The organism is Pseudoalteromonas sp. NEC-BIFX-2020_002 (assembly GCF_013002825.1).
Classification (GTDB): Bacteria; Pseudomonadota; Gammaproteobacteria; order Enterobacterales; family Alteromonadaceae; genus Pseudoalteromonas; species Pseudoalteromonas neustonica.
Genome location: NZ_JABEPJ010000008.1, coordinates 41,248 through 62,953 on the forward strand (window position 1 = coordinate 41,248; position 21,706 = coordinate 62,953).

The window sequence follows — 21,706 nt, forward strand, 5'->3', positions numbered from 1 at the left end:
CGAGCTAAAGCTATGATCAGTGAGAAACCACGATTAAGCGAATAGCATCAAGTTTTAACTGCGCTTTTTCAATATGCGTGGTTAGCTCAGTGCGTTGCTTGTCGTAAAAAGTCAGCTCTTCTTCACGAATGTTTGGATTAATTTGTTTCAGCGCCGCTAAGCGAGCTTGCTCTTCAGCGAGTGAATGTTGCATTTTCTCAAGGGCAGCGGCACGGATCACTTCAAGTTTTGTTTGCGCCATTGCTTGCGCGGTTTTGATCATTGGATGAATTGCGCTTTGTAATGCTCCGGCTAATTTACTTGCTGTTTGACGGCCAACAGCAGAGAGCTGCTGATTAAATCCATCAAACCCAACATTTTCACCTAAATTATTACTCGCTTTATCAAGCAAAATACGAATCGGTGTTGGTGGTAAAAAACGACCTACTTGTAGAGCTTTTGGTGCCATCGCTTCGCCTAAGAAAATTAGCTCAACAAAGAAAGTTCCCGGTGGTAACTTTTTGTTTTTAAGAAGCGCAACAGAGGCGGTGCCAAAGTCATCATCACAAATCATGTCTAAGGTGCCTTGCACCATAGGGTGATCCCAACTGATAAAGTGAACATCTTCTTGTGATAACGCGGTATCACGGTCGAATGTTACGGTTATACCGTCATCTTTTAAGCTTGGGAACGATGGATTTAGCATGTGTTCTGTTGGCTTTAGGATTATGGTATTTTCACCTTTATCTTCTTGGCTGACGCCAAAGGTATCAAATACATTGATCATATAACTTGGCAATTCAAACTGGTTATCAAGCTTTTCAATATCAGCTACTAATGAATCAGCGGCACCTTGACCTGATGAATGTAGCTCAAGTAAACGGTCACGGCCGCTTTCCATTTGCTTACGCAATTTAGCATTTTGGCTGGCAACTTGCTCAAGTAATGGGTCAAGTTCATCTTCATCGCAGTTGTGCGCTGAAATAAATTCAAGCAGATCTTCACTAAATTCTTTATAGAGCATTTGGCCTGTGGTTGACGTGGTCTCAAAGGCATCTAGGCCTTCGTTATACCAGCGCAGTAGCACTTCTTGTGCAGTGTTTTCAAAATACGGCACATGGATGTTGACGTCTTGCGTTTGACCAATACGGTCTAAACGGCCAATGCGTTGTTCTAATAAATCAGGGTTTAGCGGTAAATCAAATAAGACTAAATGATGTGAAAATTGGAAGTTACGACCTTCAGAGCCAATTTCAGAGCATAACAATATTTGTGCGTTGTCGTACTCGTCAGCAAAAAATGCAGCAGCGCGGTCGCGTTCAATAATCGACATACCTTCATGGAATACTGAGGCTTTAATCGCTTCACGTTCACGCAATATTTGTTCTAAGCTAATCGCCGTTTCTGCTTTAGCACAAATCAGTAATACTTTTTCGTGTTTGAGAGTTTTAAGGGTGTTGATCAGCCAATCTACGCGAGGATCAAACATCCCCCAGCTTGCGCTTTCGCCTTCAAACTCTTGAAATATTTTTTCAGGAAAGAGTGCGCGTTGTGCACTTAACTGAGCATTTTGAATGCCGCTCATATTGCCAAGTACAGACATTGCTGTTTTATATTGTTTTGGTATTTCCATTGGGTAAGCATGGAGCTTACGACTAGGGTAGCCATCAATGCCACTGCGACTATTTCTAAATAAGATACGGCCTGTGCCGTGGCGATCTAATAGCATGGCTAAAATTTCTTTACGAGCCGCTTCATCACCACTTTGTGCTTGTTCAAGGATACCTGTGATATCGGTTTCTTTTAACAGCTCAATCAATGTGGCTTTGGCGCTATCATCAAGCGCTTTGTCTTGAAGTAATTGATTGGCTGCCTCTGCAATGTGCTTGTAATTACTTTCTTCTTCTACAAAGGCATCGTAATCATAAAAACGATCAGGGTCGAGTAACTGTAAACGCGCAAAATGGCTACGGTGACCTAATTGATCAGGAGTTGCGGTTAATAATATTAACCCTGGAATGTCTTGGCTTAATTCAGCGATACGTTGATATTCAGTACTTTGCTTGCCATTGGCAATACTTAAATGATGTGCTTCATCAACAATAAGTAAATCCCAATCTGCCATGGTTGCTTGTTCAAACCAGCGTTTTTTCTTGGTTATAAATTCAAGGCTGGTAAGCACTAATTGTTCGGTATCAAATACATTGGGTGAATCAGCAAATGCTTCGTCGCAACGTTCTTCATCAAAAATAGAGAAGTGTAAGTTAAAGCGGCGCAACATTTCGACTAACCATTGATGCTGTAAATTTTCAGGTACTATGATTAATACACGGCTGGCACGGCCACTGATGATTTGTTGATGTAAAATCATACCTGCTTCAATAGTTTTACCAAGGCCCACTTCGTCAGACAATAATACGCGTGGTGCAAATCGTTTGCCGACTTCTTGAGCAATGTAAAGCTGATGCGGTATTAAGCTTGCTCTTTGGCCAATCAGTCCTTTAATGGGAGATTGTTGGCGTTCAAATTGATGTTGCCAGGTTTGGTAGCGCAATGTGTAACGATCAAAACGGTCAACTTGGCCGGCAAATAGGCGGTCTTGTGGTTTATTAAATTTTATAAAGTGATCTAAAAAAGTTTCTTTTAATTGTGCTTTTTCACCGTTATCGACACGAGTGCCATGATAACAAAGTAGATCACCGATAGGTTCAATTGACTCGACTTCAAGTTCCCATTCTTCAACGCTTTTGATCACATCACCAGGATTAAATGCCACGCGAGTAACCGGTGCTTCTTGCATTGAATAAACACGGTTTTCGCCACTGGCTGGGAATAAAATGCTGACCTGTCGGCCTTCAAGGGCAACGACTGTGCCTAATCCTAAATCTGACTCTGTATCACTGATCCAACGCTGACCTAAGGAAAAATTCATGTATGTCTCGTCTATGAAGAAAAAGGCGGCTATGTTACCTGTAACCTAACACCACTGCAAGGCGCTAACTAGCTCACTTTTAATTAATTTAGTAACTGCGCATTATTACTATTAACGCACATGTTTAATTGACTAATTTCAAACTAAAAAAGCTTTGTCATAAAAGGGTCTTTTATGACAACTAAGCTAAACTTACAATATACCTTAGCAATTAAGTGTTATGAGCTTAGCGTTAACTCGTTTTACTTAGTTAGTTGGGTATAGCATAAAAATCATAAAACGTAAGGAAAGTGCTATGGAAAAAGCTTCGAACCTTGATAGTAAAATGTATGTGCTAGATACCAATGTATTGCTTCACGAACCCCTCGCGTATTTATCATTCCAAGAACACGACGTCGTTATTCCAATGACCGTTCTAGAAGAACTGGATCATATTAAAGACCGTAAGCATGATGTTAGCCGCGATGCACGTGTGGCCATTCGCGGTTTAGATGAAGTACTCAAAGACGCCACGCCAGAACAAATGATCAAAGGCGTTGCGTTACCCAGCAATAAAAAGGCCAAAGTAAGTTCTAATGGCACGTTGATTATTGTGAACGACCATTTATTTGTTGATTCGATCTCTGGTTTACCGGGAAATGAAAATGATCATCGTATTATTAATTGTGCCGTGCATTTACAAAAGCAGCACCCACATGTCAAAGTTGTATTGGTCACTAAAGATATCAATATGCGCTTGAAAGCCAAGGGGGCAGGGCTTAAATACGTTGAAGATTACCGCACCGACCAACTCATTGATGATATTGCACTCTTAAGCAGTGGCTATCAAAAAATCACCGGTGATTTTTGGCAACATGTTGGTGAGTGTGAAACGCAGCAACATGGTAGAGATACTTTTCATAAAGTAGCAAAAAGCCTCATTCCAGGTGTGTTTTGTAATGAGTATTTATTTGATGACAACGGCCATTTTGCAGCGCGAGTTAAATCGTATGATGATCAACACATAATGCTCAAAGATATTGGTGTTGAACGTTTGATGCATCAATCTGCGTGGGGTGTTAAACCAAAAAACATTTACCAAGGTATGGCCCTTGATGCGTTGCTAGACCCTAATATTGAGTTAGTCATTTTAACTGGCCCAGCAGGATGCGGTAAAACCTTATTAGCACTGGCCAGTGCTCTTGAAATGATTATTGAAAAAGGTATTTACGATAAAGTAATCGTTACTCGCAACACCCCTGAAATCGCAGAATCAATTGGCTTTTTACCAGGTACAGAAGAGGAGAAAATGGCGCCATGGTTAGCTGCAATTACAGATACGTTAGAAGTGCTCCATAAGGGGGATGAAAACCCAATATCAAGTCGTAATTACATTATGGAAAAAGCGAATGTACAGTTTAAATCAGTTAACTTTATGCGTGGTCGTAGCATCCAAAATGCAGTGGTTATTTTAGATGAAAGTCAAAACCTGACTGCGTCACAGCTAAAGACGATTATCACCCGTTGTGGTGAAGGGACAAAGTTAATTTGTTCAGGCAATCTGGCACAAATAGATAGTAACTACTTAACCCCTGTCACATCTGGTTTAACCTATATTGTCGAGCGCTTTAAGGACTTTGAGGGCAGCGCCACAGTTAACTTGAATGGCGTAGTAAGAAGTCGCTTAGCTTCATTTGCGGAAGAAAATTTATAACTTGCGTGAATGTACTTGGCTCGATAATCTAAACTCTGATTATTGGGTCAAGAAATAGGCAGTCTGTTGGACTTTTTACCATTAAAACACTATTACCGCTCATTAGCCGTTGCGCTTATAGTGCCACTGCTAGTGGCTTTTTTACTCTGCTTACATTTATATTCTATTAAATTAGATCGAACGGTTGCTAAACGTGAAGCAGACTTTATTACACTGGCAGCACAACTTGAATATCGTATGGAAGCTGCGGAAGACTTAGTCAGCACTTTATTTTTACAATATGAACAACCCTTATCTTATCAATTTGACGGCCAGTGGTTAGAAGACGTTAATCAATTAGAAAACTATTATTATCGCAAAATTCCCTCTGGTGGAGGGGAGATTGTAGGCCAAGAAAAATTTTCCTCAACACCTAATGCGCTCGCAAAATGGCAGCATGTAATTGCGCTAGGGCCTGCTTTTAATACAGCGCTATCATTAATTCAGTCATTGGCGGCTGTTGCTTATGTAAATGAGCAGGGTTTTGCGTATGTTAAGCGTCGGGATGACGATAGCAGTATCTTATTAACACAGATACTTGATGGTGGTTTGCGTCCTGATTTTAGAGAAAACATGCTTTCCTCAAGCCGTATTATTAAGCTTGATGATAAAAAGTATTTTGCGATAGGTAAGCAGCGAGAGCAAGGTAGTCAAGACTATATAATTTTAATCTATGATCTGGGGGCTGTTTCTGATTGGTTAAGAAAAATATCATCAAAAAACGGTGAGTATATATTTTTAACTGAGGCGAATACGGTTATTGCCAGCTCTGTGAATGAGATTGGAAATGTCTCTGAGCTTGATCAGTATTGGTCATCTTCAAGACCGGTAAAACCAATGCAAGGAGAGTGGGACAGTCGTGATAATTTAGTTGTTTTTCAAGATAAAAAACGGCAACCCGTTTATGCCGCATATTTTGAATCTCATTACCAGTTGGTGCCGCCTATTCGCTATGAGGTCATTATAGAGTTTGTTTTTTTAAGTGTTTTTTTAGTGATGATGTTCAGTGTGGTGTTTTGGCTAAGTCGTCGTATTTTTGTTAAGCCAATGACGTATTTAATGGCTTTCCTTGAGCAAAATGATGAGCGCTATAGTGACAATTTAGATTATCGTATCCCCATAAATTGGCAGCCTTGGTTTAGCAGAATAAAACGAGTGCTTAATGAAAATCAGCAATTAGTAGAATCCTTACAGCTAGCAAATACTGAACTAGATGCTCAAGTAAAAATAAAAACGAGAGAGTTGGCACGTAGTTATGAAGCTAAAGAACGCCATTTAGCATTACTTAATACTATGCTAAATAGCGTACCTGACTTAATTTACTTTAAAAATATCGACGGTTCATTTTTAGGGTGTAATCGTGCATATGAAAAATACATAGGCATTGAGCAAGGTCAGCTGGTGGGCCAGCAGCTTTGTGATATCAGCGATGATAGCCATCATATTAATGAGTTAGAGCAGCATGTTTTAAAAACGAGAAGTAAAGCAGAACAACGAATAGAAACACCGCAGCAAACGTTTCAATTAACAATCGCGCCTTTTTATAATGATCAAAACCATTTATTGGGGACCATGGGAATTGGCCGTGATATTACAGCGCAGCAACAGGCTTTATTAGCATTAAGGGCTTCTGAATCAAAGTTTAGAAGCGCTATTGAATATGCTGCAAACGGTGTTATTTTGCTGTCACTTGAGCATACCGTATTACAATTGAATAAAACTGCCCGTAAGCTTTTTAAGATTGAGCAAGCTGAGGAGGCAATGCCTTTAGCTGATTTATTTGGGGCAGGCCAATGGCAGGAAATTGAGTCACTGCTTGCATTATTATTGAGTGAAAAAAAGAAGGTTTACCATCTTACTCTTGCGCAACAAGAGCTGCAAAGCTGGTGGCAACTCAGTGTGTCGTTAGTGTGGGATGCTCAGCAAGCTCCTTATTATTATGTTATTCATATTCAAGATATTAGCGCTTTGACACAAGCTAAACAGGATGCTGAGCGGGCAACCGAAGCTAAAAGTCGCTTTATCGCTAATTTGAGCCATGAAATACGTACGCCTCTAAACGCAGTTACTGGGTTGATTGACATGATCACTCAGCAGGGGATCACAAACCAACAACAGCAATATGCAGTGCAAGCAAAGAATTCAGCACAAAGCTTATTAACGATGTTAAATCGAATGCTCGATTTTGCTCGTGTAGAAAATAGCTCAGTCCGCCTAGAAATGGTCACGTTTGATCTCGTAACATTAATTGATAGCTGCGAAAGCTTATTGACCGGGCTATGCCAGCAAAAAGGATTGACATTTAAGATCGAAGTTGACCCTGATATATCAGCGCAATTGATTGGTGATTATATTCGTTTAGAGCAAGTTCTGGGTAATCTGCTGACAAATGCAGTTAAATTTACAGAGCGAGGATGCGTCACTCTCAAGTTGCAAAGTAGAGAGACTGGCTCTGCACTACAGCATGTTTGCTTTAGGGTGATTGACACCGGAATAGGTATTGGTAAAGCTGACCAAAGTCGGTTATTTGACGCATTTACTCAAGGTGATGAATCACTGACACGTACCCACCAAGGTGTAGGCTTAGGGTTAGCCATTGTAAAGCACGAAATTGCATTAATGGGTTCTGAAATTGCGCTAAAAAGTGCAAAAGGAGTGGGGAGCGAGTTTTATTTCAGCATTGCATTCAATGCTCCTGATACAGAGGTGCCAACTCTGTGGCGTAACACCTTAGTTGTTTACGATCTGGCTGAAACGAATTTATCGAATGCGCTTGCACCAATGACAGACTTACATTTTAGCCGTATCGCGGACGTAGGTAAAAATGTAATACTCACTGATTACCAGAAAGTTATAATCAGCGATGTTGACGTATCAACGTTACTGAGCTGCGAATACCAAAAAGCTGCAATAATCACACATAATATCCCCCTTTACGTTATTCAAACTAGTCAAACGATAACGCTGCCCTCTATTGCTAATATTCCTATTTACATTATTAAAAGTAGTGCATTAGTACAGCGTCTTATGCAACCCGTGGCATTATTTAGTAATGTCGGAATAAAAGCGCCGATACAAGCTCCCCCCCTAAATATTAAAGGGATGTTAGTGCTTGTGATTGATGATAATCAGCTTAATATCGATATTATTAGTAATGTTTTAACTCAAGCTAATATTAATGTACTTACGGCGACAAGTGCTTTGTTAGGCTTGGAGTTAGTCAAGAAAATAATGCCAGATCTCATTCTAATGGATATACAAATGCCAGAAATGGATGGCTTACAGGCAGCGCAATTGCTGCGTAAGCAATATGATCAACAGCAGCTGCCGATTTTTGCGCTAACGGCGCATTGTGAACAAGCAGACGAGGATCGTTCATTAGCTGCAGGAATGAATAAACACCTAACAAAGCCCGTTATAGCCCCTACTTTATTGCAAGCAATTAATGATCTTGAAATTGAAATTCCCAATTTTTATGATGAACCTTTTGCATTGGAACAATTCTCCGGTGATAGTGATTTATTACTGGTTATGCTGGGGAAGTTTGCTAAATTATGTAATGACCACCTAAATAAATTAATAACATATAATCAACCAAGAGAACTGGAACGGTTAGTGCATAGCATTAAAGGCGTATCAGGAAACCTAGGATTTTGCAGGCTCTCAGAGTTGGCTAAGCAACTAGAGTATAAGTTACGCGCCTTGAAAGAAGCCGATCCATTATTACAGGATCAACTTATACAGGAGTTAAAACAAGCCATGGCTTATATCCAGATACAAGGACTAGCAGATGTTAAAAAGAGCTAAAATACTTATTGTTGATGATGATCCTCTTAATCGATTGGTATTGGAGAAAACACTTGCAAGTGAGCATGATATTTTCTTGGTTGAAAATGGTGAAAAAGCACTCACCTTTTTAAAATCAACAGCGGTTGATTTAATTATACTTGATATAGTGATGCCTGGTATTAGTGGCTATGAGGTATTAATTCAGTTAAAAGAAAATCCATCAACTCAAGCTCTCCCCGTTATTTTTATTTCGGCCAATACAAGTCATGATGATGAAGCTAAAGGGTTTGAACTAGGTGCTATGGATTATATTGCAAAACCTTTTAGCCCTACAATTGTAAAAGCTCGTGTCAGAAATCAATTACTTATAAAACAGAAAAATGACTTACTTGAAATGCTAGCATCCATTGATGGTTTGACGGAAATCCCAAATAGGCGTTATTTGGATGAAAACTTATCTCGGGAGTGGCGACGAAGCCGCCGAGCTGGAACCCCATTATCAGTTTTACTTATGGATATAGATCACTTTAAACGTTACAACGATTGTTATGGCCACCGTGCTGGAGATGACTGCTTGAAACGTATTGCGCATGCATTAGTGGGCGAATGTGAGCGTGCAAGTGATTTTGTTGCGCGTTATGGGGGAGAAGAGTTTGCTGCAGTGTTACCCGATATGGGAAAAAATGAAGCGTTGCAGTTTGCAAATAAGTTAAGAAATGCGGTGAAAAAATTAAATATACCGCATAAGGCATCATTAAATGCTGATCATATAACAATAAGTATTGGTGTTGCGACAACAGAGTGCGGCCAAGTATATGGCGAACATACACTGTTAGAAGAGGCTGATTTAGGGTTATATCAAGCGAAAGATGCTGGTCGAGATATCATTGTTGCGCGTGTCATTCGAACGCAATAATAAAAGAGCGAGTTAGGTTTTTAAAAGCTTTCAATGTTGTAGTTAGTTAAAATAAAATCATGGGTAGATTGTTATCTACCCAGCGCAATATACCCAAGGCACCTCAAGATGCAGAATTCAGCGTTTCACAGGTGCCTGTGAACCGCCCAATGGGTTAGTTTAAAAGCGATTTATACTGCGTTACTTTTATAAGGGGTTGATTTTAAAAATAGAACCACTATTACTTGCAACTAATGTCTTGTCTAAATCGCTTTTAATTCCAACGACCCTCGCATCTTGAGGTGGTTTAGGCAGATAATACCAATCTGCATAAATATTTGAACAATTTAACGAATTAAATCACGCTATAACGTCGTTAAAAATTTTTTATTTAGAACAACTAGATATAAAAATTTCTGCCTAGGTATAGCGCAATTTTCTTGTCGTTAAATAGACCCCATATCTACGCAGATTGGTATAAATGTTAGTTAAGTGATTTATAGATGGTATCGCCCACCCCAATGAGTTTCTCATTTTTAAATACAAGCGCAGTGCACTCATCTTTGGTCATTTTACCGTCAGAGTGAATGCTGTGAGTGGCGTAAAATAACACCTGATACACATCATCATTCTTTTTTAACAGCTCAGAGAAGTTAGGCGTTTTAAGTTTACTTAAAACAGATTGATAACTGCTATCTAAATCAATATTTGCAATAGCCTCTCGATTATATTTGTGGTGCTTTTCCCAGCTAGATGTATCACCGCCTGCCCAATGTGTTTCTGCTTCACCATCTGATACTGCAATAACGCATCCAGTTAAAAATGGTATTGTAAGTGCTGCGATTAAAAGTGTTTTTTTCATTATATTTGCCCTGATGCTAAGTACGGTATTTATTATTGAATATTTAGCAAATAGCTGGCCAAGTTTTTAGCTTGTTTAAAATCAGTGTGTTAGGTTTTTTGAAACCATATACCATGTGTGAATAGCATATGGCTTGGTATTTATAACTAATAATTAGTCTATTAGACCAGTCTATTTCGGCTCTCACCTTGGCTAAATGCACTGATATTCAAGCTTATCTGTTTAACTAGGCGAATGATTGACTCTTCACTGGCCCATGCAATGTGAGGGGTTAAAATTAAGTTGTGGCCTTGATAACCTGCTAGCGGGTTAGTGTCAGTGGCAGGCTCCTTCGTTAACACATCAACCCCAGCTGCGGCAATTTGATTCTCAGCGAGTGCATGGGCTAAGTCAGCTTCATTTACAATACCGCCTCTGGCTGTATTAATTAAAATAGCACAGGGCTTCATCATACTTAGCTCTTCTGCGCTAATTAGATCTCGGCTTTCATCAGTTAAAGGGCAATGTACGCTAATAATATCAGCGCTTTTTATTGCTTGATAAAATTCAGTGCGGCCTTGCCTAACGGGATGGTTTTTACGCTCAGCAAGAATGACGTGTGCGCCAAATGCATTGGCTACAGTTGCAACGGCTTTACCTAATGAACCATAACCAATAATCGCTAATGTTTTACCCGCAATTTCGTTAAAACTATAATCAAGACGGCAAAACATTTGGCTTTGCTGCCACTGCCCCTGTTGGCAATCATTAATATAGCGATGTGTATTACCGAGCAAGTTAGTAATTAATGCAAAAGTGTGTTGAACAACGCTAGGTGTAGAATATCCAGCTACATTGGCGACTGCAATGCCAAGCTCTTTCGCTGCGATTAAGTCGACATTATTTGTGCCAGTTGCTGCAACGCAAATAAGTTTAACTGCGGGGAGTTGTGCGAGCGTCTCGCGATTAAGTATAACTTTATTAGTGATCAACACATCGGCATTTAGGCTATGAGTAATAACTTGCTCAGTGCTCGTTAGAGGATAGCTTTTAAACTTACCAAACCCTTGAAAAGGCTTAAGTGAAGTGCCTGCTAAAGTATCGCTATCGAGTAGAGTGATATTCATACTATTTCCTTTAAAATAAAAATTATAAATACTTGACCTTAGTGTGTGCTCTAAGGTTTATAGTAAGTAAAAGTTGATAAAAAATTCATTGGAGACGATGATGAAAATAGGCGAATTTGCAAGCCAGTTAGGTGTCTCAACAGATACATTAAGGTACTACGAAAAGCATGCTTTGTTAACGGCTACATCGCGGACACAATCTGGGTATCGTGATTATAGCCAGTCAGACTTAAAACAAATGAAGTTTATTTTACGCGCAAAGAATGTCGGTTTTAGTTTGTCAGAAATTAAAGAGTTACTGCAAATTAAATTTCATAAACAGCAGCATTCATGCCACGAAGTTAAAAATTTAACCTTACAAAAGCGAGATCTTGTTGCAGAGCGCATTGCTGAATTAACGCGCTTTCATCAGTCATTATCTGTTTTAGCTGACAAATGCTGTGGCGGTGAAGAGCCCGCAGATAACTGCTCTATATTAACTACTTTGGAGGATATCGATGGACTTACTCAATAATTTTTGGCAGCTATTTTTATTATCTGCGCCTTGGTTAATGCTTGGTTTGCTGATCGCTGGCATGCTTAATGTTTATTTACCCGTTAACTTTCTTAACAAGTATTTGGGGAAAGAAGGTTTCTGGACCACGGTTAAAGCCGCACTGATTGGTGCGCCAATGCCTTTATGTTCATGTGGTGTTATCCCTGCTGCCATAGGGTTAAGACGTGCGGGCGCGTCAAAAAGCGCAACAACTGCATTTTTAGTCTCAACGCCAGAAACTGGGGTTGACTCGGTATCTGTATCATACGTTTTATTGGGCCCATTTATGGCCGTTATTCGTCCAATCGCAGCAATTTGTAGCGCAATCGTTGCAGGTGTTTTAGTTGGGCGAGATACAAAGGATGAGCAACCAATTGATCTAAAAAGTGATGAGGGCTTAGCGGGGAAACCAAGTTGTTGCTCAAAGAAACAACCTGAACCGACAGTAAAACCTAGCTGTTGTTCATCAAGTACAGGTTCAATAAAGGTAGAAAGTGAGACATGTTGCGCACCAAGCGCAGAGACAGCCAAACAAATTAATGAACCAAGTTGTTGTGATACGACAGACACGGTGACTGATACGCAATGGGAGAAGTTTAAACAAGCAGTAAGCTTTAGTTGTAATAAGTTGCTATCAGATACAATGAAATGGCTCATGATTGGTTTATTTTTTGCGGCATTGGTTCAAACTTTCGTACCTGAGTCATTTTTAACTCAGTGGGGGAGTGGTATTTTGGCAATGCTAGTGGTGATATTGATTAGTATTCCAATGTATATTTGTGCCACTGCCTCAACCCCTATTGCGGCTGGATTATTATTAAGTGGTGTTGCACCAGGGGCTGTTTTGGTCTTTATGTTGGCGGGCCCTGCAACAAACATAGCTACTCTTGGCGTTGTAGCAAACGAACTTGGTAGGCGAGCGGTTGCAGCCTATTTAACAGGGGTAATAGGCGTTGCATTACTGTTTGGCTTTTTAACTGATTACCTTGTTGCTGAATTTGGTTTTGTAGTTACGCCATTGCTAGGTGAGGAGCACCAGGTATTGCCGCATTGGTTAACTTTGCTCAGTGGGGTCATTTTACTGACATTAATGGTACGTTTAGTAGTCAAATTTGCTATTGGTAAATATGGAGCTACTGGTAAGAGCATTACATAGCTAATTGTTATTAAAAGGTTTTGATGATTTTGTTTAACATCAATAGATGACTAAATTAATGACTTAGTTCGCATTTTCAATTGCCTGAGTTATAATCGTCAACAGAATATAAACGGTACGCTATTGCGTGCCGTTTTTTTAACTTTAAAGATGCACAAATGAGTGAACTCGTGGATAAGTACGCCGATATAAGACCCTACAATGATGATGAAGTGGCCGCATCAGTGGCACGCTTAATTGATGATAATACGTTTGTTGATGTGTTAGCTAAATATAATCTGCCGCGATTTTTATCTACATTCTCGATTGTTTCTCGTGCGCTTGTTAGGCGTCAATTACGTAAAAAATGGGGCGCTATATCCACTGTTGAGGAAGTTCAACAAGAAGTATCTAGATATTTAGCAATGTTAGTTAAGCGGACAACGTCAGAGGTAACATTTTCTGGACTTGATAAACTAGATCCAAAACAAGCTTATTTATTTATTTCAAATCATCGCGATATTGTATTGGACCCAGCGTTAGTTAATTGGGGGTTATTTAGCTATAAGATGAAAACAGTGCGTATTGCTATTGGCGATAACCTACTGCAAATCCCTTATATTACAGAGCTAATGCGCTTAAATAAGAGTTTTATTGTAAAGCGTTCTATTAAAGCCCCAAAAGAGATGTTTCGTGCTTTGTCACACCTTTCTGCTTATATTTATGATTCATTAATCGGTGGTAATTCAATTTGGATTGCACAAAAAGAAGGGCGTGCAAAAGATGGATTTGATCAAACAGACCCTGCATTGCTGAAAATGTTGCAATTACAGGGGCGGAAGCAGAAAAAAGAATTCTCTGAATATATTCGCGAATTAAAAATTGTACCTGTGTCTATCTCTTACCAATATGAGCCGTGCGCAATAGCCAAGGCTAAAGAGCTTTATCATAAGCTACATCATGGTAAATACACCAAATCAGCAGGTGAAGACATAGCGAGTATCGTTGAAGGGTTTAGTGCGGCCAAAGGGCATGTGCATCTAGCATTTGGACAGCCGGTTGAAGATGGTTGCGACTCACCTGAGCAGCTAGCAAAGACAATCGATGAGCAAATCATTGATTCATTCTTTTTACACCCAGGAAATTATATTGCTGGTGGGTGTAAACAAGCCGTTATAGATAAAAAAGATGCCGCAGAGTTTGAGCAGCGTATGGCGTTAGTTCCTGAAGAATTAAAGTCATTAGTGTTGGCAATGTACGCAAAGCCTTTTGAACGTAAAGCTGAGTTAAACAGTAGCGAAAGTTATAAATAAATTAAGTCACTATCAAGTCGTTTAGATAGATTAAAGCCGTTTTTAGTAGACGGCTTTTTTTTCGTTTAAAAAACGGGCTATACTTAATTTAGTGTTTTTTATTAACTGTTAACCATGCAACAAATTGAAATATTTGATATTCCAAGTCCTTGTAAAGGTATATGCGAGGTGAATAACCGAGGCTATTGCAAAGGGTGTTATCGTAGCCGGGATGAACGGTTTACATGGAATACATTCACGAATGCGCAGAAGAGAAAAGTGATAAGCCTCTGCCAGCAGCGATATAAACGTTATCAGCAAAAAGTGTCAATGACGAATGATTCGATAATACCTAATCAGCAAACTGATTTTGATTTTTAATTAAGGTTGTACTTATTTTTTAGCAAGTGCACTGTGCCATTTTTATTTAGTTTATTTAATTGGGTTTCTAATTTTGGAATTAATGCTTGATGACGTGAATGTAAAAAATGAAAGCTTTTAATTGGGATTAATACTTCTTTGTGGAACTGATTTGCATCAAAACTTGGGTGGGCAGTATCTAATAGGAAATCGAGTAAAATAGCCCCTTGAACTTTCTTTTGGGTAAGTAAGTTAAGCTGCGCAGTGACACTTTTTACACGTATAACATCGCCAATATATGGGTGTTGGTCAAGGTAGTTTTGCGCTGCAGGGTAACCAGATTGAATCGCGATATTAGCTATTTGCTCAAAGTTACATTGTTGACAATTTTTCAATAAAATCAAATCAAATTCAAATAATGGGACATTGACTAATCGTAAGTTTTTATATTTTTTATTGATACTTGCAACTCGACCTAGTTGGCCATCGAGCGTACCGTTATTTGCAGCTGCAAGCGAGCTCTGATGGTTGAAGTCTATAATATGCAGTTCGTAGCCAAGCTCTTTATATGCCATCGTCATTAACTCAATAACATAGCGTGCTTGCTGTGTATCGGCGGGTCGATTGAAAGTCATATATTTAGTTTCAGCCATACTACGGCAAGGGGAAAGTAATAGAATGAATATGAAAATCTGCAAGATATATTTAATCAACATGTCTCCAGGTGAGGACGAAAAAACGCCACTAATTTACGTTTAAATCCCTCAAAGAGCAAGGTTAGCTACTACTTTTTGCTCGTTTTAAATTATTATTTGATATACTAAGCTCACTTATATGGTTTGTAATAATAACGGGTAATTGATGTCATTTAACTTATGTTTACTCCCTAGAGAGCAAAAATATCAAATTCAATTAGACTATGAAGCATCGTTTTGGGCGTATCAAATAAAACGTGGAAAAAGCACTCGCGAACAAATATATAACACCATACATAGCCGCCCTGTTGCTGACCAAGTGTTTCTTAAGCAACAATTTGAGCAATATTTAGCAGTTATGCTGAGTTAACCATGGCATTTAGGTTTGAATGTTTAGATCCTGTAAAAACGCCTTTAGTAAATAAATTTTATGATTCAAATGGCGCGCGAGGACGAGCAAACAAACAAGATGCTGTGTGGGTTGCCTATGCTGACTTTGACATAATCGCAGCATGTAGAATTCAAAATCGCGGTGATCACTTATTTTTATCTACCTTATTAGTTGCGCCACCTTGGCGTGGTAAAGGGATTGCAAGACAGTTACTTAGCCAGATCATAAAAAGTCAACAGCAAGAAGTTTATACATTTGCATACCAAAGTTTAATTGATTTTTATCGGTCAATTGGGTTTAACTTTGTGTTAACATTACCAGAGCCTTTAGCGACACTATTTTGTTTTTACCAGCAACGAAAAATAGTAGCAATGAGCATTAGGTCGAGTAATTATTTAAAATAAAACTTGGGGTTATGAATGAGCAAATGGTTTAAGGTTATGACTTTTTTTTTCTTAGCCATCAATATCGCTATTAGTCACTTAGCTGTTGCACAAGTAAAACGATTATCACCAAGTGAAGGGCTATCACAAAGTTACGTCAGTAACATGTTGATTGATAACAATGGATACCTTTGGCTGGCAACCGAAGGTGGGCTCAATCGTTATGATGGTTATCAAGTACTGCACATTGCAGGTCCTAATGGGGAATTGGATGAAGCTGTCATTGATAGTATTTATCAAGATTCAAATGGTTATATTTGGATTTCATCCATTCTAGCTGGTTTGTTTCGCTATGATCCGAGTACCGACAGTTATCAACAGTTTTTATCAAAACCCATCACTGCACAAGAGATACTTAGTCAATCTGTTTTTAGCATGATTGCGGTTGATGATAAATCACTGTGGATGGGGCGAGGGTGGGATTTTGCTAGGTTAGATATTGCGAGTGGACAAATAGAAACGATTTTTGAACTACCAGAGCGCACTCGTAGCACTGTCATCCGAGAGTTACTCCATTACCAAGATTATATTTTTATCGCCACGAGTATTGGTGCGTATGTGTATCATATTCCAAGTGGTGAATACCGCCCACTAGAGCACCTAAGCGGTGACCCCGATCATGTATATCAAAACTATGTTAAGTCCTTTGCGTTAGGCGAGAGTGGCCGTTTATTGGTTGGGGCTGTTCGCGGTCTATATGAAGTAGATATTAGTGATTTACCAACCATGTTTGAACGTCCGGATATCCCTTTTAAAAATAAAACACTACTGGCTGATTTAAATATATGGAAAATTATTAATGAGAATTCATCAGTAGAGCTAGGTACAGACAAAGGCTTATTTAAGTATGACTTAGCGAGCGGTGAGTTATTTAAAAGCCAGAGAATAAATGATAGCGATTACTCACTTTCTGACGCAAGTATTATCGATATAGTTAAAGATAGTAATGGTGCTATGTGGGTGGCAACAAAAAGTGATGGTGCATTTTATTTGCCATCAGATCATTACCATTTCAAGAATGTTAACAGCAATATTTTGAAAGGAGATGGCTTATCACACCCCTCTATTTGGGGAGTTGCTGAGTTTGAAAATAAAGTATGGTTAGCAACTAATAATGGTTTAACTGCGGTCGATTTAGAAACCTTGCAAGGGCAGGTGTTTTTGAAGGACTATCAGGTTGATTTGTTTACAACAGAGTTTAGCATCTACAAGGTTATGCCTTATAAAGGTAAGTTGTGGCTACACAGTAATCGAGGGGTATTTAGCTTTGACCCAAAAACATATGAAGTAACACCAGCAAAAAGTGCGCAACCTAGTAAACAACATTTAATTGATGGTTGGGTTCACGGAACAACACTAATGCCCAATGGTGATCTTTTTTACGTGCACTCAGATCATGGTATGTTTACCTTCAATTTAGATAGTCAGATTATTACGCCATTAGAAGGTGATTTTAATAGTTTTGAACCTTTCTTAGTTTATGGATTTTTACCACCATTACCAACAAAACCAGACGCGCCTTTATTTTATAATGCAGGTATTTTATACCACGTTGACCCGCAAACCTTTGCGTTATCAAAAATTTACTCAGTGCCAAAACAGCATGAAAATGTTGCTATCAATGTGATGTCATATATTGTTGATAACAATAATATATTGTGGATTTCATTTTCAAATTACGGCCTTATTGGATTAGATGCCAGTAACTATAAGCTGCTTTATACGATAGATCTTGATAAAAATAAATTAGGTACCTTGCTCTATGACATGGTGTTGGATGAGGCGGGAATGATTTGGATGAGTAGCCACAAAGGTATTTGGCGATTGAATCCACAGAATCAACATTTTCAGCAGTTCACAACATCAGAAGGACTCGTTTCAACTGAATTTAACAGTGGTGCATTTACACGTCTAAAAAGCGGTGAAATTGTTTATGGAACATTAAAAGGCATTACTTACTTCTACCCGAATGAAAATTATCCACAGCATGGGCTAATTGATAAGGTCAATATTACTAATATCGATCTAATGTCGCGAGAGCTATCTGAAGATCTAAAACAGCCAATTAATCAGGTTATTTTAAATCATGATGATATCGGTCTTGAAGTCGCTTTTTCAGCCATGGCGTTTAATTACCAAGAGCGTATTGTTTACGAGTATCAGCTTTCTGATGGTCAAAAATCATATACACGAAATAATAATCGTGTACTTTTTCCAAAACTTAATCCTGGTGAGTATCAACTAAAAATCTGGGCTAAAGACCCTTTAACTGGAGATTATACTACGCCCGCAGTATTAGATATTATTGTGAAGTATCCACTGTGGCGAGCGCCTCACTTTATGGTTTTTTACGCGATAATTTTGTTTGCTTTAGCCGGTGCTTGGAATATGCGCCGTAATCGTATACAACAATTATTACTTGCTGCACATAGAGAAAGCCAAGAGAGTGAAGCGCGCTTAAAACTAGCGTTGGAGGGAAGTCATTCTGGTGTTTGGGATTGGCAGTCTACGAGCCCTATTATCTATCAACCACGGCTTAAAAATGAACTCGATTATGATATGGACGCTGTTAATTTAGACGATTATTTAGCAAAAATACATCCGCAGGATAAACAAACATTTCGGTTAGAGTGGCTAGAATTTCTTTCTACGGATAAAGGCTATTTTAATTGCACTTACCGTTTACGCCACAAAAATGGCGATTGGCGTTGGTATAAAGATTTTGGCAAAGTCGTTGCTTGGCAAGGCAGTACACCAATAAAGGTTGCGGGCACTTATACAAATATGACACGCGAATTAGTTTTTGAGGAGCACGCGCGACTATTTGGTGCTGCATTTGAGCAAACACGAGATTGGGTGTTTATTTTAGATAAAAACTTACGAATTTTAGCAACGAATAAAGCACTGCAAAATGCATTTAACTTTCCGTCAGAGTACCGTTCTAGTCGTTCGCTTAACTTAGGGCTAGCACGAACTGTGCGCGTGAATTACTTACGTATCATGAAAAAACAATTGGTTGGTGAGCATTATTCTGCAGAAGAAACAGTATATTTAGCAAGTGGTGAAGCACGCCAAGTACTCATAAAAATAAGCGCTGTTGCAGGAAGTGATCAGCGTTTAGAAAGCTATGTAATTATTTTGACAGATATTAATGCGCAGAAATTAGCTGAAAATGAATTGTTTTTGTTGGCTAATTATGATGCTTTAACAGGTTTGCCTAATCGCACATTATTTAACGACCGTGTTGAGCATGCGCTTGAACAGGCTAAATCTCATGATTGCAAAGTTGCATTACTAAATATAAATATTAAACGTTTTAAGTACTTTAATGACTCATTAGGGCATGGCGTAGCCGATGAAATTATAAAATCAGTAGCCTTACGATTGAAAGCCACAATACGTCCTCAAGACAGTATTGCACGCTTTAGTGGTGATGAATTTATGCTGCTAGTTGAAGACATCAATCAAGTGGAAGAGGTATTGTTAGTTTGCGCTAAACTGATGCAGTGCGTGAGTGAGAATATTGTCGCCAACGAACAAGCACTTAATGTTAGCCTTAGTATTGGAGTTGCTATTTACCCAGATGATGCCAGCAGTGATAAAAGCTTAATTAAAGCGGCTGACATCGCTCTTTACCACGCTAAAAAAAGCGTAGAAGGATGTTACCAATTCTACAAGCAAGAAATGAATGTTCATGTTCAAAAAGCCTTACATTTAGAATCTCAGTTGACCAAAGCATATCAAGAACATGAATTTTGTAATCACTACCAAGCTATTGTAAATGCACATACCCAGCAGGTTGAGGGATTTGAAGTATTGCTTCGTTGGCCTGAGAATGATGAATATAAGACTCAAGAGTTTGCTTTAGCCGCTGAAGGGATAGGGTTAATCACTAAAATTATGTTACAAACTCTTGCGCGGGCTTTAATTGAACTAAAGCAATGGCGACGAATTTCACCGCAGCTATATATATCTATTAATTTATCTGCGTTGGATTTTGAGTATAAAAACTTGGTGAGCGAAATTCGTCAAGCCTTGATCACCGCAGGTGTACAACCTCAATCCGTTGTATTTGAGATCACTGAATCTGTGTTAATGCATGATTCATCGTATGCACAAGAAAGCATGCTTAAGCTTAAGCAGTTAGGCTGTAAGTTATATATGGATGACTTTGGTACTGGCTATGCCTCATTAACTTATTTAAAGCGCTTTCCAATTGATGTACTAAAAATCGATCGTAGCTTTGTTAATGATATAGGGGTGGATAGTGATGACGAAGCAATCATAGAGTCAACGCTTGCACTGGCTAAAAGTTTAGGAAAAGAATGTGTTGCTGAAGGGGTTGAAACACCAGAGCAATTAGCTTTTTTACGAAAGCTTGGATGTAATTTATTCCAAGGTTATTTATTTAGCAAGCCAGTCCCTGGCGATGAAGTTGCGATGTTATTAGAGCATGATTGGCGAGCGCTACTGGGTTAAAATAACGTACTTTAATCTTGGCGCTCACCACAATGGCGACAGTATAAGTGTTTTGAGCGAGAGCTAAGTTGAACTTTAATTGCTTTATTTGCTTCTTGTTTACTTAAACCTAATTTACAGCGTAAATTTTCTAGGTACTCTGCTTGGTCGTCATCAATTTGACCGTCATGTAGGCGCTCATGTACTGCATCGCTAAACATGATCCTACGTTTTCGTAGTTGTTCAGAAAAGCTTGACGCTAATAAGCCAGTAGGTATTGCTACCATGCCCATGCTTAGCAATGTGATTAGACCACCAAAAAAACGCCCTAGTGGAGTAACGGGCACCACATCGCCATAGCCAACGGTTGTCAGAGTAGCCATTGCCCACCACATAGCAGCGGGAATAGAGCCAAATTTATCAGGTTGAATATCATGTTCAATTAAGTAAATCCCACATGAAGCTAAAATAAGCACCACCGCCATAATAAAAAATGCAGCCATAAGTGAGCTGCTTTCATCACGAAATGATTGTAAAAGCAGCTGCATTGCTCTTGAGTAACGAGTGAGCTTAAAAACACGTAATAGTCTAAATACCCGCAAGAAGCGTAAATCGAAAGTAATAAAAAACATTAATAAGGTGGGTAGAATCGCTATAAGATCAATTAATGCCAATGGTGAAAATACATATTTAATACGGCGCTTTAAATTACTGCATTTCATACTCGTGTATTCGATACGCTCAACACACGACCACACTCTTAATAAATACTCAATGCTAAAAATACTCACAGAGATCAGTTCTAGTAATAAAAACTCATGTTTATATTGCTGCGCTAGACTGATTACAGACTCAAGCACAATCGCAACCACATTTATCATGATCAATGATATTAGAAATACATCAATGTAATGACCCACTTTACGGTATTCACCGTTGCCTTCGAAAAATAGAGCTGTGCGTTTACGTAAATTATTCAAATTAAATCCGTGTGTTCAAAAATATTGTTGTTTCAGTTTTAGTAATTATATGCAAAAAATATACGACTATACGTTGTAATAATGATACGTTGTAATAATGGCAGCCCCTTTTAATTCCAACA

15 protein-coding genes are annotated in these 21,706 nt (G+C 38.8%); 10 read left to right on the forward strand and 5 right to left on the reverse strand.

The window, feature by feature from the left end:
* Nucleotides 1-16: 16 nt before the first annotated feature.
* On the reverse strand, nt 17-2,911 hold the full coding sequence (gene rapA / locus HJP15_RS10620) for an RNA polymerase-associated protein RapA (protein ID WP_170173747.1): 2,895 nt from the start codon (nt 2,909-2,911) through the stop codon (nt 17-19).
* Nucleotides 2,912-3,206: 295 nt separating this feature from the next.
* Between rapA and HJP15_RS10625 the strand changes: the two genes are divergently transcribed.
* The 3 genes from HJP15_RS10625 to HJP15_RS10635 all read left to right on the forward strand — a co-directional run bounded on the left by HJP15_RS10625 (nt 3,207) and on the right by HJP15_RS10635 (nt 9,348).
* Nucleotides 3,207-4,604, forward strand: coding sequence for a PhoH family protein (locus tag HJP15_RS10625; RefSeq protein ID WP_170173748.1), 1,398 nt, complete (start codon nt 3,207-3,209; stop codon nt 4,602-4,604).
* A gap of 66 nt (nt 4,605-4,670) precedes the next feature.
* On the forward strand, nt 4,671-8,450 hold the full coding sequence (locus HJP15_RS10630; RefSeq protein WP_170173749.1) for a PAS domain-containing hybrid sensor histidine kinase/response regulator: 3,780 nt from the start codon (nt 4,671-4,673) through the stop codon (nt 8,448-8,450).
* Nucleotides 8,434-9,348, forward strand: a complete 915-nt coding sequence (locus tag HJP15_RS10635) for a diguanylate cyclase (RefSeq protein ID WP_170173750.1) — start codon at nt 8,434-8,436, stop codon at nt 9,346-9,348. Before HJP15_RS10630 ends, HJP15_RS10635 begins: the two co-directional genes overlap by 17 nt.
* Before the next feature lie 463 nt (nt 9,349-9,811).
* Here HJP15_RS10635 and HJP15_RS10640 read toward each other — a convergent pair whose 3' ends face one another.
* Entirely contained in the window at nt 9,812-10,189 is a 378-nt protein-coding gene (locus HJP15_RS10640; protein WP_064435793.1) for a DUF3192 domain-containing protein, read from the reverse strand.
* A 161-nt stretch (nt 10,190-10,350) separates the two neighbouring features.
* Nucleotides 10,351-11,295 carry a D-2-hydroxyacid dehydrogenase gene (locus HJP15_RS10645; protein WP_170173751.1) on the reverse strand — a complete coding sequence of 315 codons (945 nt, stop codon included), beginning with the start codon at nt 11,293-11,295 and terminating at the stop codon, nt 10,351-10,353.
* Nucleotides 11,296-11,395: 100 nt separating this feature from the next.
* Here HJP15_RS10645 and zntR point away from each other — a divergent pair, with 100 nt between their 5' ends.
* The 4 genes from zntR to HJP15_RS10665 all read left to right on the forward strand — a co-directional run bounded on the left by zntR (nt 11,396) and on the right by HJP15_RS10665 (nt 14,638).
* On the forward strand, nt 11,396-11,809 hold the full coding sequence (gene zntR, locus HJP15_RS10650) for a Zn(2+)-responsive transcriptional regulator (RefSeq protein ID WP_170173809.1): 414 nt from the start codon (nt 11,396-11,398) through the stop codon (nt 11,807-11,809).
* On the forward strand, nt 11,793-12,986 hold the full coding sequence (locus HJP15_RS10655; protein ID WP_170173752.1) for an SO_0444 family Cu/Zn efflux transporter: 1,194 nt from the start codon (nt 11,793-11,795) through the stop codon (nt 12,984-12,986). The genes zntR and HJP15_RS10655 overlap by 17 nt, the downstream gene beginning before the upstream one ends.
* Nucleotides 12,987-13,144: 158 nt before the next feature.
* Nucleotides 13,145-14,278, forward strand: a complete 1,134-nt coding sequence (locus HJP15_RS10660; RefSeq protein ID WP_170173753.1) for a 1-acyl-sn-glycerol-3-phosphate acyltransferase — start codon at nt 13,145-13,147, stop codon at nt 14,276-14,278.
* Nucleotides 14,279-14,392: 114 nt separating this feature from the next.
* Entirely contained in the window at nt 14,393-14,638 is a 246-nt protein-coding gene (locus tag HJP15_RS10665) for a DUF1289 domain-containing protein (protein WP_082378982.1), read from the forward strand.
* Here HJP15_RS10665 and HJP15_RS10670 read toward each other — a convergent pair.
* The gene (locus tag HJP15_RS10670; protein WP_249365846.1) at nt 14,635-15,252 is read right to left on the reverse strand and encodes a transporter substrate-binding domain-containing protein; all 618 of its coding nucleotides are present in this window, start codon (nt 15,250-15,252) and stop codon (nt 14,635-14,637) included. The two genes, HJP15_RS10665 and HJP15_RS10670, sit on opposite strands and share 4 nt — an antisense overlap.
* A gap of 226 nt (nt 15,253-15,478) precedes the next feature.
* Here HJP15_RS10670 and HJP15_RS10675 point away from each other — a divergent pair, with 226 nt between their 5' ends.
* From HJP15_RS10675 to HJP15_RS10685, 3 genes are read left to right on the forward strand one after another with little or no spacing between them, the layout of a single operon-like run.
* Complete coding sequence (locus HJP15_RS10675) at nt 15,479-15,682, forward strand: DUF3283 family protein (RefSeq protein WP_054203124.1); 204 nt, start codon at nt 15,479-15,481, stop codon at nt 15,680-15,682.
* A 2-nt stretch (nt 15,683-15,684) separates the two neighbouring features.
* Entirely contained in the window at nt 15,685-16,107 is a 423-nt protein-coding gene (locus tag HJP15_RS10680) for a GNAT family N-acetyltransferase (protein ID WP_170173755.1), read from the forward strand.
* Between the two features lie 15 nt (nt 16,108-16,122).
* Entirely contained in the window at nt 16,123-20,625 is a 4,503-nt protein-coding gene (locus HJP15_RS10685) for an EAL domain-containing protein (protein ID WP_170173756.1), read from the forward strand.
* 11 nt (nt 20,626-20,636) lie between these two features.
* On the opposite strand, the gene HJP15_RS10690 is transcribed toward HJP15_RS10685, so the two are convergent.
* Nucleotides 20,637-21,584 carry an ion transporter gene (locus HJP15_RS10690; protein WP_054203127.1) on the reverse strand — a complete coding sequence of 316 codons (948 nt, stop codon included), beginning with the start codon at nt 21,582-21,584 and terminating at the stop codon, nt 20,637-20,639.
* Nucleotides 21,585-21,706 lie beyond the last annotated feature (122 nt).